Raw genomic sequence first — 16,240 nt, forward strand, 5'->3', positions numbered from 1 at the left:
ACATAATATAAAAAGATGGCCCTTATGAAAATAATTTTACGATGTACATTATTAAGTATCATTAGCTGGGGTATTTATGCGCAAAACAGTTTTGCCGACAGCAGCAAATCCCGTTATAAAGAATACCACGTATCAATAAAGGGTAATAATGCAAACGATGGAAGCCAGACAAAACCATTTAAAACCATTTCTGCAGCTGCTAATGTAGCGATGCCCGGAGATGTAATCACTGTTCATGCAGGAGTTTATCGTGAACAAATTACACCGCCACGCGGAGGAAATTCTGATAATGAACGCATTGTTTATCAGGCAGCAAAAGGAGAGAAGGTAGAGATTAAAGGTTCGGAAATAATTAAGGGATGGCAAAAAGAAAAAAACGATACCTGGGTTGTGAAAGTCCCCAATACGCTTTTCGGCAACTTTAACCCCTTTAATGATTTAATCCGTGGCGATTGGTATTGGCCACCTAAAGGGAGCAAGTTTCATACAGGAGCCGTGTACCTTAATGGCGATTGGTTGATGGAAGCGCTGACGAAAGAAAATGTCATGAAAGCTGCCAATGAAAAAAACACACTTTGGTGGGCAGATGTTGATTCGACTACAACCACGATATGGGCGCAGTTTAAAAATGTTGATCCTAATCAAGAAACGGTCGAGATTAATGCACGTCAAAAAGTTTTTTACCCTGAAAAACCATTTACTAATTTCATAACGGTTCGTGGTTTTATTATGGAGCATGCAGCGACCAATTGGGCACCGCCAACGGCAGAACAAATGGGATTGATTGGCACCAATTGGAGCAGAGGTTGGGTGATTGAAAACAATGTTGTTCAATATTCCAAATGTGTGGGTATAGCACTCGGTAAGTATGGTGATGCTTTCGATAACAAAGATACCGAATCGGCAGAAGGATATGTAGGTACCATCAATAGAGCGTTAAAGTTTGGATGGAATAAAGGGACTATTGGAGGACATTTGGTGCGTAACAATAAAATTGCTTATTGTGAGCAAACTGGTATTGTTGGCAGCATGGGATGCGCATTCAGTATTGTTGAGGGCAATACTATCCATGATATTCATGTCAGAAAATTATTTAGTGGTGCAGAAATGGCGGGCATTAAATTTCACGGTGCCATTGATGTGCAAATCCGCAACAACCATATCTATAAAACGAATATGGGTGTTTGGCTCGATTGGATGGCACAAGGGGCGCAGGTGAAAAATAATTTGATGCATGATAATGATTTGGATATCTTTTTAGAAGTAAATCACGGACCGATGCTGGTGAGCAATAATATTTTACTTTCTAAGGTCAGTTTATACATGAATTCAAGAGGTGCTGCGATTGCACATAATATTTTTGGTGGTAAAATGAATGTTATATCATATGATAGTCGTTTAACGCCATACCACAAGCCGCATGCTAGTGATGTAGTAGGATTGCACGATAACCCCGCTGGCGATATTCAATTCATCAACAATTTATTTGTGAATGGCGGGGATGCAAGCCAGTATAAGAAAAATATTTTACCCGTAATGTTCGATGGTAACGTATATACAAAAGGAGCAGTAAGAGCCGTGTCGGGCAATAAGCAAAGAAGTTTTGGTGATATGAGTGCAGAAGCAAGAGAAAAAATTAAAAGTGTTCCAGATAAAGACGCCGAGGAAAAGAATTTTATAGCAGATGAAAATTTTGATGCAGGAGCAAAGCTGATTAAGGAAGGGGATAAAATGTATCTGGAAATTTCATGGGATAAAAATTGGCTCACTAAACAAAAAAGAAAATTGGTAACAACAGCTTCATTAACAAAAGCGATCGTTTCTAATTTACCCTTTGAAAATGTAGATGGTTCACCCTTAAAAATCGATGTTGATTATTCTGGAAATAAACGCAATGTGCTTAATCCTTCGCCGGGTGTATTTGAAATAGTAAAAACCGGGAAACAAAAAATAAAAGTGTGGTAAGTTAAACAGTTAATTAAATAGTATATAACCCTAAAATAAAATGAAAAAGTCTGTTTTTTTAATACTAGTCATGTATAATTTAGTATCCTATTCGCAGAGAAATAGTATCTGGCAAGTAGGAAAAGCAGACAATTCTCCCAATGAATTTGCGCTAGCACCAAATAAATTCAAGGCTTTTATAGGTCATGATTTTGGTTATGAAGACAAGTTCTATTTAATTGGATTTTCAAAAGAAAAAGAAAATTTTCCTTATGTGCTGCCAGGTCCGGCAGATACTTGGGGAGGCACCTGGCCGACTTCGGGATGGAGAACAAATCAGGTTAATATTTTATTTGGTGTTCAAAAGTTATCCGTAAATGGAGAATATAAATTAGAAATTAAGTTGGCCGATTATGCGAAAAAATTCTTGCCCTTAATTAAAGTTTCTGTTAATAATTATGATAAAATTATCCAATTAGGAGCACCCGGTTATGATGTGAATAAGCAAGTTCACCCAAAACTAAATGAACCATATATAGATACCTTGTCAATTACTGGGAATTTAGTAGCTGCCACTCCAAAAATAATTGAAATTCCCATAGCACATAACGTAATTAAAAAAGGGGGGAACAGGGTTACAATAACGGTCTTGCAAGGCTCTTGGATACTATTTGATCAGATTCAAATGGATGGCCCCGCAAGTACATTATCAAAATCAACCAAATTGTTTGTTAGAAATGTTGCACCTGCCAATTATTCTTTAGGTAAAGGCGATAAAGAAATCCAACCTTTATTAGTAAACGTTGAACATCTGTTGGGGAAACCAAAACTAAGTGTTGAATTAGATGGCAAAAATGTATTTAATGAAATTGTTGAAAATGGAAATTATGAATTTGAAGTTCCTATGTCAATAGTTTCTGCGCCAATTCGAAGTAGATATAAAATTTTTGTAGATAATAAAATCGTTGAAGAAGGACTCGTTAATCGTTCTAAACAAAAGAAGCAAACGCCAGCTGATTATGTAGACACTCGTATGGGTACTTCACATTCCCGATGGATGATTGGCCCTGGCCCATGGATGCCATTTAGTATGGTTAAAATGAGTCCAGACAATCAGAATTCCGGTTGGCAGGCAGGGTATGAACCAGCTTATGAAAGCATTGGAACTTTTAGTCATATTCATGAATGGACATTAGGTGGATTAGGTGTTTTTCCAACAAACGGAAAGTTGAAAACATATATTGGAGATGATTTAAAATCCGAATCGGGCTATAGATCTAGAATAGATAAAAAGTCTGAAGAAGCTCCTATTGGATATTATACAGTGCTTCTTAAAGATTATGATATCAAAGCCGAAGTGACTTCGACTACCCGTTGTGGTTTTCAAAGATATACTTTCCCTAAAGATAAGGCCGATTCACGAATTTTGGTTGATTTGCATGTGCCTTCAGAATATAATTATCAATTGAAAGAAATTTTTATTCGTAAGGTAGGTGAAAACAGAATCGAAGGATTTTCTCATCAGTTATCTTCTCGTGTTTGGAGTAATGATGCCGATCAAGATTATACGGTCAACTTTGTTATTGAGTTTGATCAGCCAATAAAGAAGATGGGGAGGTGGATAGATGGGGATATTAAGTATGAAAATTCAATAAGCGCAAAAGACATTAAAAATGCTGGAGTTTTCTTAGAATTTGACACCAAAAAAAATCCTGTTGTTCAAACACGTTCAGGGATTTCTTTAGTAAACATAGCAAATGCTAGTCAAAATTTAAAAACAGAAGTAACTAAACCATTTGGTTGGAATTTTGATGCTGTTCGAAATAATCAAGTAAAAACTTGGAATGATATCTTTAATCGTGTTAAAATTACGACAACAAACAGGCTCGATAAAATTCGTTTTTACAATTCAATGTACCGTTCGGTTTGCAGCAGAAATATTTGGAGCGACTTAAACGGCGAATGGAAAGGAACAGATGGTAAAATTCAAAGACTTAAAGGGAAAGATGATGTAGCCTTGGGATGTGATGCCTTTTGGAATACCTTTTGGAATTTAAACCAATTCTGGAACCTTGTAACCCCGGAATGGAGTAGCAAATGGGTGAAATCTGAGTTAGCGATGTATGATGCTTACGGATGGTTAGCCAAGGGACCAGCAGGAATGAACTACGTTCCCGTAATGGTGGCAGAGCATGAAATTCCTATGATGGTTAGCGCCTATCAAATGGGAATAAGAGATTTTGACGTTAACAAGGTTTTGGAAGCGGCCGTTAAAATGCAATCTACACCAGCCCAAAAAATATTTACAGGCTTTGCAGGCAATAGAGATCTGGTAGAATATCTGAAACTTCATTATGTTCCTTCAGATAAAGGGCGTTTTTCTAATACTATGGAATATTCTTATGATGATTGGTGTGTGGGTCAATTAGCAAAATCAATAGGAGATTCGTCGGTTTATAAAACGTATAACGATAGAGGTTATTGGTGGAAAAATGCTATTGATAAGTATGGATATTGTCATATGAAGTTGAGCAACGGAGAATGGGCTCCAAATTTCGACCCTTTCCGTAGCGGTGCCAACGATCAATATGTTGAAGGAAACGCATGGCAACTGACCTTCTTTGTCCCACAAGATGTACCAGAATTAGCCAAAATGATTGGTAAAGAAGAGTTCACAAAAAGACTTGATTGGGGATTCAGCCAAAGTGAGCCATGGAGATACAATGGAATGAATGATCAATATTGGGACTACCCAGTCGTACAGGGAAATCAACAGTCAATGCACTTTGCCTATCTTTTTAACTGGGCTAATAAACCGTGGTTAACACAAAAATGGAGTCGTTCTATCATTGACCGTTATTATGGAAATGGAGTTGCCAATGCTTATCTTGGAGATGAGGATCAAGGGCAAATGAGTGCCTGGTTTGTTATGGCTTCAATAGGTTTGTTCCAAACAGATGGGGGAAGCCGATCAACGCCTATATATGAAATAGGAAGCCCACTTTACCAGAAGATTGAAATAGATTTAGGAAAGAAGTATGGCCGAGGAGAGAAATTCATAATTTCAGCCAACAATTCCAGCAGGCTTAATAAATATGTACAAAAGGCTACGCTGAATGGAAAACCATTAAATAATTTCTTGTTTCCAGCTAGCGAACTTCTTAAGGGAGGTACATTGATTTTAGAAATGGGTTCTGAACCAAATTATAAATGGGGAACAAACAGTAAAATGTAAATCTTAACCTATATAACAATACCATGCTAAAAGGAAACTTACTTTTACTAATTATTCTACTGACCATCTTTTTTCAGTCGATGGCTCAGTCGGTCACCAGGAAATTAACAGATTACGTTAATCCGTTTATTGGTACAGCAAAATCTCGTTGGTTCTTTTTTTCATCGGCAAGTCGCCCTTTTGGCATGGTAAGCCTTAGTCCGGATACCTGGGCCTTGGGTAGCTGGAACTCTGGTTACTTATATGATTCAACGGCTGTTCGCTGTTTCAGTCACATTCATTGCTGGGAAATTTCAGGTGTTCCTGTAATGCCTACTACAGGTACTGTTAAAGGGCATTTGGGCTTCGAAGCTACAAAATCAAGGTTTTCGCATAAAAATGAAATCGCAAAGCCGGGATACCATAAAGTGGTGTTGGATAATTATGGGATAACGGCAGAACTGACTTCTACAAACCGGGTTGGTTTTCACCGGTACAGTTTTGGAAATATCGATACAGCTAATGTTCTTTTTGATGTTGGTGCGGCCTTGGGTCAGGGCAAAATGGATTCGGCATCCATACAAATGAATAATGAAAAAGAGTTGTCGGGCTATTCGGTTATGTCGCCAACAAACCGTAGAAAAAAACCTTTAACTGTTTATTTTGTGGTTCAATTTAACACGCCTTTTTCAAAATTTGGCGGATGGAAGAAAAATGGATCTGCCAAGCAGCGAACATTACTTGAAAATGTAAAAGCCGTTTCGGGGAAAGAAGCAGGGGGCTATGTTTCTTATTATAAGCCCAAACAACCGGTTTTAGTAAAGGTAGGTATCTCATTTGTCAGCCTGGAGCAGGCGCGATTAAATCTTGAGGCCGAACTTCCGCATTGGAATTTTGATAAAGTGGTCAGCGAATCAACAGACGAATGGAATGCCGAACTTGGAAAAATACAAGTGTCGGGTGGTACAGAAAAGCAGAAGGTTAAATTTTATACCGATTTGTGGCACACGCTTTTAGGTCGCCATATTTATAGTGATGCAAACGGGAAATATGCAGACAATACAGGTGTCAAAACTGTGATCAGACAAGTACCTTTAGATAAAAAGGGGAAACCGCTTTTCAATGTCCATAATTCTGATTCCTTTTGGGGCTCTGAATGGAATTTGAATATCTTATGGTCAATAGCTTACCCAAAGGTAATGAGTGATATGGTATCAACCTTAGTTGAATACTATAAAAATGGAGGATTGATTGCCCGTGGGCCAAGTGGAGGTAATTATACCTATGTGATGATGGGTGATCAGGCAACCCCACTAATAGCAGCAGCATATAACAAGGGTATTCGCAGCTTTGATGTGGCGGCTGCCTATGCCGGATGTATTAAAAATTCCATGCCTGGTGGCATCAGAGATCATGCAGGATATGAGGTGGTGGGATATCCATTCGTAGATCAATACATTAAAATGGGTTTTGTACCTGAAGGTGTAGATGGCAAAGGCTGGCAAAGGGGAGGATGTGCATATACACTTCATTTTTCTTATCAGGACTGGTGTATGGCGCAGTTTGCAAAGGGGAGAAATAAGGGGGCGGATTATCAGCAATATCTAAAGCGTTCGTTTAATTACCGAAATATTTTTGATAAATCAACAGGTTGGATGCGGCCAAAAGAACTGGATGGTAGCTGGATGAAAGATTTTTCTCCGACAGCCAAAGGTTTTACCGCAAAAGGTTTTATTGAAAGCAATTCGGCAATTTATTCCTACTATGTTCCACATAATATGGCCGATTTAATTAAACTGATGGGAGGTAATGAAACGTTTGCTGATAAACTACAAAAGCAATTTGAGTTAGCTGCACCTCTGAAATTCATTGTTCCTCATGGCCATCATGCTGAAGGTTGGTTAGATTATGAAAATCAGCCCTCATTACACATGGCACATTTATTTAATTATGCTCAAAAGCCTTGGCTTACACAATATTGGGTTCATAGGATTAAAGAAGAGTGTTACGGTGATACCACACCGTATGGTGGTTATAATGGCGATGAGGATCAGGGACAAATAGGAAGTCTTAGTGTACTGATGGCAATGGGATTGTTTGATGTAGAAGGTGGGGCCTCTGTTAATCCACATTATCAAATCACAAGCCCGATTTTTGATAAAATAGTTATTCAGCTGGATGAACGTTATTATCCGGGCAAGTCATTTGTAATCAAAACAATTAACAATAAACCGAGTAGTATTTACATTCAGTCGGCCAAATTAAATGGAATTCCTCTCAATGATTTTCGGTTCCAGCATAGCACGCTGGCAAAAGGTGGAGTTTTGGAAATTAAACTGGGTGATACACCTAATAAAAATTGGGGAATAGGAAATACTAGACTTTGAGCAGTCAACATAAAATATTTACGATGAAAAAAAATTGGATTACGGTCTTGAAAACCGGAAGAAAAGTAAAAAGTGCATGTAAACCTGTAAGGATACTGATTGCTCTAATCACGCTTCCTGGCCTCTTGCTCGCACAATCAACCAGTTCGCTATTGCAATATGTCAACCCCAATATTGGAACGGCTCATTGCCGTTGGTTTCATTATGCACCTGGGGCTTTCCCTTTTGGGATGGCTAAGCCAGCTCCCTCAACCAACGGTAGCCTGGGCAATGCCAGTGGTTGGGAAGCCACAGGTTACGATTATCGAAATGAATCAATAGAAGGCTTTCCTAATTTTCATGAATTCCAGGTCGGTGGAATTGTGTTTGCTCCCATAACCGGGCAATTGCAAACTATTCCGGGCAGACTCGAAAAGCCAGATGAAGGTTATCGCTCAAAGTTCGACAGGAAAGATGAAATTACCACTGCAGGTTATTATGCTGTTTTGTTGAAAGACTACGGTATAAAAGCTGAAGTAACTGCTACACCACGGGTGGCCTTTCATCGTTATACGTTTCCTGAAAATAAACAATCGCATATACTTTTTGATATTGGAAATAAACAGGGGGAAAGCGGTGAAGTAAAAGACGCAAAAGTGGTTCTTACAACCGATGGCCGCATTGAAGGCTTTGTAACTACGTTACCGAGATATGTCCAAAAGTATCAGCCCGGCGCTGTAATAACCATGTTCTTTTCGGCAGTGCTGGATAAAAAACCAACATCATTTGGTGTATTCACTGGAAAAGAAGTTATAGTCGGTGGAAATGAACGATCAGGTAAAGGGGCAGGACTATATCTCACGTTTGATACGAAAGAAGGAGAAAGTATTACCATAAAAGCAGGTCTTTCTTATACTTCTGTTGGAAATGCCCGGTTAAATTTAACTGCGGAAGCCGAACAATTAAAATTTGATGATGCCCGGAAAAAATCAGCAGTTGCATGGAATAACTACCTCAGCAGAATACAAATTGAAACACCCATTTATAATGATAAAGTGAAATTTTATACGGGCCTCTATCATGCGTTGTTGGGTCGTGGGCTTGCCAGTGATGTAAATGGTGCTTATCCAAAAAATGATGGTTCAGTTGGACAAATACCATTGGATAGAAATCGGAAGCCACTTCACCATCATTATAACACAGATGCTATATGGGGGGCTTTCTGGAACCTTTCACAGTTATGGGTTTTGGCTTATCCCGAATATTATTCTGATTGGGTAAAAAGCCAGCTATTAGTGTATAAAGATGCCGGCTGGCTGGGAGATGGTATTGCTAACAGCAAATTTGTTTCGGGTGTTGGAACCAATTTTGTAAGCCTTGCTATTGCCAATGCTTACCTTTCAGGTATTCGTGATTTTGATATTGCGTTAGGCTATGAAGCCGCACTTAAAAATGAACTGGATGGAAAAGATCGTCCTTTTGGGGCTGGTAAATCAGATGTTGCCCAGTTTGTGAAAAAGGGTTATGTGGGCCATTTAGATAAAGGGAATGGGGGAAGTGAAACATGGCAGTTTTCAGCTTCTCATACACTTGAATATTCTTTCAGCAGTTATGCCGTTGCACAGTGGGCAAAATTATTGGGGAAGGAAAAAGATTACCAGCAATTAATGCAATTATCGAGAGGATGGCAACATCTGTTCAATCCGAAACTTAAATTGATTCAGCCTAAATTGGAAAGCGGAGCGTTCATTGCCAACTTCAAACCGGCTCAACCCTGGAGAGGATTCCAGGAAGGTAATGCCTGGCAATACAGCTTTTATGTTCCACACGATCCTTTGGGATTGGTTGCCAGGATAGGACGTGATACGTTTAATTTACGCCTGGATAGTGTTTTTAGTACAGCACAAAAAAATGCTTTTGGCGGCGGCAAAGTGATTGATGCTTTTGCCGGTGTTGAAAGTTTATACAACCATGGCAACCAGCCCAGCCTCCATACTTCCTGGTTGTTTAATTTTTCTCAAAAACCTTCGTTAACCCAAAAATGGGTAAGAGCTATTTGTAATGAGTTTTATGGCGTAGAAGGCATTCATGGATACGGATATGGACAGGATGAAGATCAGGGTCAGTTAGGAGCCTGGTTTGTCATATCAAGTATGGGATTGTTTGACGTTGCCGGCTTAACCGATAGTAAACCACAACTGGGCTTAGGAAGTCCGTTGTTTACTAAAATTAAAATTAAGGGCAATAAAAAATATTACGATGGAAATGATTTTGAAATTGAAGTGAAAAATAATAGTGCGGAAAATATATATGTGCAATCTTTCACCTTAAATGGAAAGACGCTACATCAACCTTTTATTCAATTGAGTGCTGTGCAAAAGGGGGGTAAGTTGATTGTCAAAATGGGTAAAGAACCCAGGGACCAATATTAAAAAAATCTTCAAAGTAATTTCAAAAAAACAAACATCAGGCATGAAAAATAAATCACTCATAATCTTATGGCTTATACTTTGTCCTTTCTTATTGTTTGCCGGACCAGGTAGTATAGCAAGTAAGGCAAGAATAACGGCTTCTTCCGAACTTGATAACAAAAGTGGTGCAAATCATATTGTGGATGGGGTTATCAGGGCCAACGGAACGGGAGAATGGGTCTCAAAAAGTAAGGTGACATTTTGGGGGCAAATAGATTATCCCTGGATAAAATTGGATTGGGATAAAGCACAAACTATTAATCAAATTATTTTATTCGATCGCTCAACAACGGACGCTCATATAGCTGGGGGCACTTTGTTTTTTAGTGACGGAACACAAATACCTGTTTTTGAAATACCGAATAATGGAGCTCCCAAAGTTGTTTCTTTCAAAGAACGCACTATAGAGTGGGTCCGTTTTGAAGTAACAGATGGAGACGGGGCAGCTCTTGGTTTATCAGAAATTGAAGTGTATCCAGCTACAAAACAGCTTGTATACCCAGTTTCTTTAGTTAACCCTTATGTTGAATCTGCTCGTGGGCGTTATTTTTTCTTTGTGACGGGAAGTCAGCCTTTTGGAATGATCAGTGCAGCACCATTAACGCGAAACAAAAATCAATATGGTGGGGGATATAACTACAATTCAAAAGAGGTGCTGGGGTTTCCTCAAATTCATTGCTGGATGCTTTCGGGCATTACGCTGATGCCTACAACGGGAAACATCGCACCCAATAAAGGTGAGCAGGGCTGGAAGTCAAAATTCTCGCATGAGGGCGAAATTGTTCAACCAGGTTATCATCGGTTATATCTTGACGACTATGATACCTGGGTTGAACAAACAGCAGGCGATCGGGTAAGCTTTTACAAGTTTACTTATACCAAAGATGCTTTAGCGAATGTTTTAGTAAACCTGGGTGGTTATGTTGGGGAATCGACGATGAATGATGCAAGGGTAATAAAGGTAAGTAGTACGCGTATTGATGGTTCTGTTAATACCACGGGTCGACTTTGGGGTGGTCCGGAAAACATCCGGATTTATTTTGCAATTGAATTTGAAAAACCTTTTGAAACATTAAATGGTTGGGATGGGAAGCAGGATCTTTCAAATGTTAGCGCGTTGAAAGGTAGTCCAGAAAAAAGAGCGAAAAATGCGGGAAGTATGAGTTATTACGATTCTCCAACAACAGGGGTATCCGCTCAATACAAAGTAAAAGCAGGTGAATCGCTTCAAATGAAAATAGCCATTTCTTATACCAGTATTGAAAATGCACGTAAGAACCTGGCGTCAGAATGTAACCATTGGAACTTTAATAAACTTCGGGAAGATTCTCAAAATGAGTGGAACCAAATGTTGGGGCGCATTGCAGTAAAAGGTGGCAGCGATAACCAACGAATAAAATTTTATACCGACTTGTGGCATGTGTTATTAGGAAGGCATAAACTGGATGATGTATCTGGAGATTATCCCGATAATACAGAGGGTGAAAGAGTTGGTAGCTCCACTGTTAATACTAAGTTTAAAATTCGAACCCTGCCAAAGGATAAAAATGGAAAAGTAAAATTCCACATGTATAATTCTGATGCGTTTTGGTTAACTCAGTGGAATTTGAACGTGTTGTGGGGGCTCGCCTGGCCTGAAGTAGTGGATGATTTTGCAGCTAGTTTAATTCAATATGCTGAAAATGGAAAGTTACTTCCAAGAGGCCCATGTGGCGGAGGATATTCATATATCATGACCGGGTGCCCGGCAACGAACCTCATCACAAGTGCTTATCAGAAAGGGATTCTGACAAAGAAAAGCCCACTTACTGCTTTTCAAATGATGAAGCAAAATCATGAACCGGGAGGGATGATGGGTGGAAAAGATGAACTGGCTTTTTATATCAAAAATGGATATTACCCCTCTAATGCAGGCATCACACTCGAAATTAGCTTCCAGGATTGGGCCTTGGCACAGATGGCGAAAAAAATGGGCAAAGAAGGAGATTATAAGTATTTTTTCAAGCGTTCACAGGGCTGGACAGAACTTTATGATAAGGAGAATAAATTAATTTTTCCAAAAGATAAAGAAGGGAAATGGTTACATAAGAATCCACTAAGCGGAGCAGGTTGGGTAGAGGCTAATGCATGGCAAGGCACATGGTCAGTCTCACATGGATTAGATCAATTGGGTAAACTAATGGGGGGAAAAGATACGTTGTGTTCAAAATTGAATTATGCTTTTGAAAATTCAAAACAAAGTGATTTTGTATTTGGCTATAGAGATGGGTATATAAGTTATGCGAATCAACCGGGATGTTCCAATGCACACATTTTTAATTACGCCGGCCGTCCCGATTTGAGCCAGTACTGGGTGCGAAGAGTGAAGGAACAGGCTTTTGGGGCAACTACCCCAGATAAAGGGTATGGCGGACACGACGAAGATCAGGGTCAGATGGGAGGAGTTAGCGCGCTAATGGCAATCGGATTGTTTAGTGTAAATGGGACGAGTGCTATCAACCCTACTTATGATATTACAAGCCCGATTTTTGATGAAATAGTAATCAAGCTTAATCAGAAATATTATCCAGGAAAAGAATTTGTGATTAAAACCTATAATAATTCCGAAAAGAATTGCTACATACAAAAAGCGACACTGAACGGAAAAGTTCAGAATGGATTTACTTTTTCACACAGCGATTTTATTCGTGGCGGAAAGCTGGAACTATGGTTGGATGGTAAACCCAATTTTAAGTGGGGAACGCAACAAAATTGATTTGGTAAAAAGCATCATCTCGATCCAGTGCTTTTTGATTCATTCTTTGTAGAATGTTTGTTTGTATGTACATTTTGCAAGCCCTCCATCCAGAGGGCTTTTTTTGCGCAATTGGCTGTTGTGTAGAGCTATCGTAGAGAGCTATTGAACCTGTTTGTCGAAAAAAGTAAAAAAAGAATTGCGATTTAAAATATTTAATGTATATATGTATATACAAACGGCAGTTCTGTAATGGTTAGGATTATTTGATCGTTGTTTGGCTAACAAACCAAATTTCAAACTAAACTATTATGTATCGAAGAATTTTTACTTGGCTAAGAGTGAAATACCTCTGCTATCTGCTTCTGTTAATGGCTACGGCTTTTAAATCAGTTGCTCAATCAAACATCACGATCACCGGTAAAGTAACGGATGTAAAAGGCGGGCCCTTGCCCGGAGTAAGCGTTAAGCTGAAGGGTAACACTAATGGTGATGTTACTAACGGAGAAGGAAAATATGCTATTAAATTATCAAGTGGAGGAGGAACCCTCGTTTTTTCATTTGTAGGCTATAAGAAACAAGAAATAGTTATTGCAGGCCGAAGGATCATTAATGTTGAGCTACAAGAAGACGATAACGCCCTGGAGGAGGTTGGTATTGTGGCGGCCTTCGGGGCAACACAAAAGAAGGGGACTCTGGTAGGTTCTATTACCACCATTAATCCTAAAGAATTAAAAGGGCCTACCAGTAACTTAACCACGATGTTGGCCGGTAAATTGCCAGGAGTAATTGCCTATCAAAGAAGTGGAGAGCCAGGTGCTGATAATGCGCAGTTCTTTATCAGGGGGGTTGCTTCTTTTGGATCAGGAAAGATTGACCCACTTATCTTGATCGATGGGATGGAGTCTACGCCTACTGACCTTGCAAGGATGCAACCAGATGATATTGCGGCCTTTTCAGTGTTAAAAGACGCATCTGCTGCAGCATTATATGGTTCCAGAGCTGCAAACGGCGTGATACTGGTTTCGACCAAATCTGGTGTTGAAGGCAAAACAAAGTTTAGCTTCAGGGCCGAAAACTCTGTTTCTGGTAACACGCAAAATTTCAAGCTGGCCGACAATATTACCTATATGAAGATGGCAAACGAGGCGGTATTAACCAGAACCCTACCGGGCCTCAAATCTAACCCGGAGCCATATTCTAAAACTAAGATTGACCGTACAGCTGCAGGCATGAATCCGTACTTATACCCAAATAACGACTGGATGAGCGCATTGATTAAGGACTATACCATGAATCAGCGTTTTAACATGAGCATGACTGGAGGGGGGAAAAATGCCCAGTACTACATTGCAGGTACGCACAATATAGATAATGGGGTGTTAAGAACTGAAGCGCTCAATAAATATGATAACAATATTAAATTAAAGACCTCCCAAATACGTTCAAACGTAAATGTTAAATTAACGCCAACCACCGAAGGAATTGTAAGAACTTCAGGTACTTTTGACGATTATCAAGGACCAATAGGTGGTGGGTCCGGTATTTTTAGTCAGGCCATCTCGTCCAATCCGGTATTGTTTCCAGCCATTTACCCGGCATCGGCATCACCATTTGAGAAACACCCTTTATTCGGAAATGCATTAATTGGTAATAGTACGACTAATTTCTACAATAACCCGTATGCCAATATGGTTTCGGGCTTCCAACAATACAATACGTCAACTTTAAATGTACAATTGGAATTAAAGCAAGACTTTAAGTTTATTACGCCAGGGCTTAGCGCTCGATTGATGGCTTATACCCAAAGGTATTCTTATTTCGATTTCAGCAGGAGGTTTAATCCCTACTACTATAGTGCAACGCCGACTGATGGAAGTGGACAAAATTATAACATCAGCTTGTTGAACGAATTTTCAATTTTCGGAGCACCTACAGAATACCTCAATTATGTGCCAGGTGAGCGTAAAGCAAATACTAAAACCTATATGGAGGCTGTAGTAAATTACAGTAATACATTTGGTGGAAAACATACAGTGGGGGGAACGTTGATTACTTTATTGAGCAATTATGTAACAGCGAATGCCAACGACCTTCAAGCGGCTCTTCCTGCCAGAAACCAGGGGCTTTCGGGTAAGGTTACCTATGGTTATGACACCAGGTATCTTTTTCAAGCAGATTTTGCGTATAATGGTTCTGAGCGTTTTGCTAAAAAAAACCGATTTGGTTTTTTTCCTACAGTTGGTGTAGCCTGGAACGCATCTAACGAGAAATTTTTTGAGCCACTACGCGCTGCCATTTCTAACCTAAAGCTTAGGGCTAGTTATGGTATGGTTGGTAACGACCAGATTGGAGAAGCAAAAGATCGGTTCTTCTATTTAGCTAATGTGAACTTAAATAGTGGTGGAGCATTTTTTGGTGCCGATAACGGATATTTTAGACCTGGTGTTGCTATCAGTAGATATCCAAATGAAAATATTACCTGGGAAGAATCAAGAACCCTAAATTTAGCGATGGATTTGAGCTTGTTTAATAGCTTAAATTTTGTTTTTGAGGCTTACAAAACGCATAGGAGCAATATTTTAATGCAAAGAAGTTCCATTCCAACTACCATGGGGCTTGCTGCCAATATCCAGACCAACGTAGGCGAAGCTGAATCACAAGGTATTGATGTTTCGATGGATTACAATAAAACTTTTGGAAACTTTTGGCTTCAGGGCAGGGGAACATTTACGTATGCCACTAATAAATTGCTGGTTAATGAAGAACCGGATTACGGTGCTTTAACCTACCTCTCCAGAGTTGGTAACCCACTTGGCCAAACTTATGGTTATATAGCCGAAAGGTTATTTGTTGATGACGAAGAGGTAAGAAACTCTCCTCTTCAATCCTTCGGAAATGAGCCGGTTAGAGGGGGAGATATCAAATATAGGGATGTGAACAGAGATGGTGTAATTAGCGGACTAGATATCGTTCCTTTAGGTTTGCCTACCTCTCCTGAGATTGTATATGGTTTTCAGGTAGCTACTGGTTATAAAAAATTCGAGATCGGTATATTCTTTCAAGGTTCTACCCGCTCTTCATTCTGGATTGACCCTGCTAAAATTACACCATTTGCCTTATACGGAGTTGACAATGGCCCTGTGAATCGTCAGAATGGTCTTTTGCAAGGGATTGCTGATAGCTATTGGTCTGAAGACAACAGAAATATGCAGGCATTTTGGCCACGTTTAAGCTCTTCTGTTAACCCAAATAATACCCAAACATCTAATTGGTGGATGCGAAACGGTTCTTTTTTAAGGATGAAATCCGTAGAAGTGGGTTATAATATTTCGGGGAAATCAATTCAGAAACTAGGTATTGGTTCCATTAAGGTTTATGCCAATGGTACTAATTTATTTGTTAAAAGCAGCTTCAAAATGTGGGATCCTGAACAAGGAGGTAACGGATTAGGTTATCCTCTTCAAAAGGTATTCAATTTTGGACTTAACGTGAATTTCTAATTTTTTTT

At 39.4% G+C, this 16,240-nt stretch carries 6 protein-coding genes; all 6 read left to right on the forward strand.

What is annotated here, in order from left to right:
- The first annotated feature begins 24 nt into the window (after positions 1-24).
- The 6 genes from B9A18_RS08280 (at position 25) to B9A18_RS08305 (ending at position 16,232) form a co-directional block, all read left to right on the forward strand.
- A complete protein-coding gene (locus tag B9A18_RS08280; protein ID WP_159452616.1) occupies positions 25-1,965 on the forward strand; it encodes a DUF1565 domain-containing protein in 1,941 nt (646 codons plus the stop codon).
- Between the two features lie 40 nt (positions 1,966-2,005).
- Positions 2,006-5,179: a GH92 family glycosyl hydrolase gene (locus tag B9A18_RS08285; protein WP_084288815.1), complete on the forward strand. Its 3,174-nt coding sequence runs from the start codon at positions 2,006-2,008 to the stop codon at positions 5,177-5,179.
- Positions 5,180-5,202: 23 nt separating this feature from the next.
- On the forward strand, positions 5,203-7,545 hold the full coding sequence (locus B9A18_RS08290) for a GH92 family glycosyl hydrolase (protein WP_084288816.1): 2,343 nt from the start codon (positions 5,203-5,205) through the stop codon (positions 7,543-7,545).
- A gap of 23 nt (positions 7,546-7,568) precedes the next feature.
- Positions 7,569-9,956, forward strand: a complete 2,388-nt coding sequence (locus B9A18_RS08295) for a GH92 family glycosyl hydrolase (RefSeq protein ID WP_084288817.1) — start codon at positions 7,569-7,571, stop codon at positions 9,954-9,956.
- 40 nt (positions 9,957-9,996) lie between these two features.
- On the forward strand, positions 9,997-12,750 hold the full coding sequence (locus tag B9A18_RS08300; protein ID WP_084289102.1) for a GH92 family glycosyl hydrolase: 2,754 nt from the start codon (positions 9,997-9,999) through the stop codon (positions 12,748-12,750).
- Positions 12,751-13,040: 290 nt separating this feature from the next.
- Positions 13,041-16,232 (forward strand): SusC/RagA family TonB-linked outer membrane protein, encoded by a 3,192-nt coding sequence (locus B9A18_RS08305; protein ID WP_084288818.1) that lies wholly within the window; start codon positions 13,041-13,043, stop codon positions 16,230-16,232.
- Positions 16,233-16,240 lie beyond the last annotated feature (8 nt).

The sequence above is a fragment of the Pedobacter nyackensis genome (genome assembly GCF_900176505.1).
GTDB classification, from domain to species: Bacteria; Bacteroidota; Bacteroidia; order Sphingobacteriales; family Sphingobacteriaceae; genus Pedobacter; species Pedobacter nyackensis.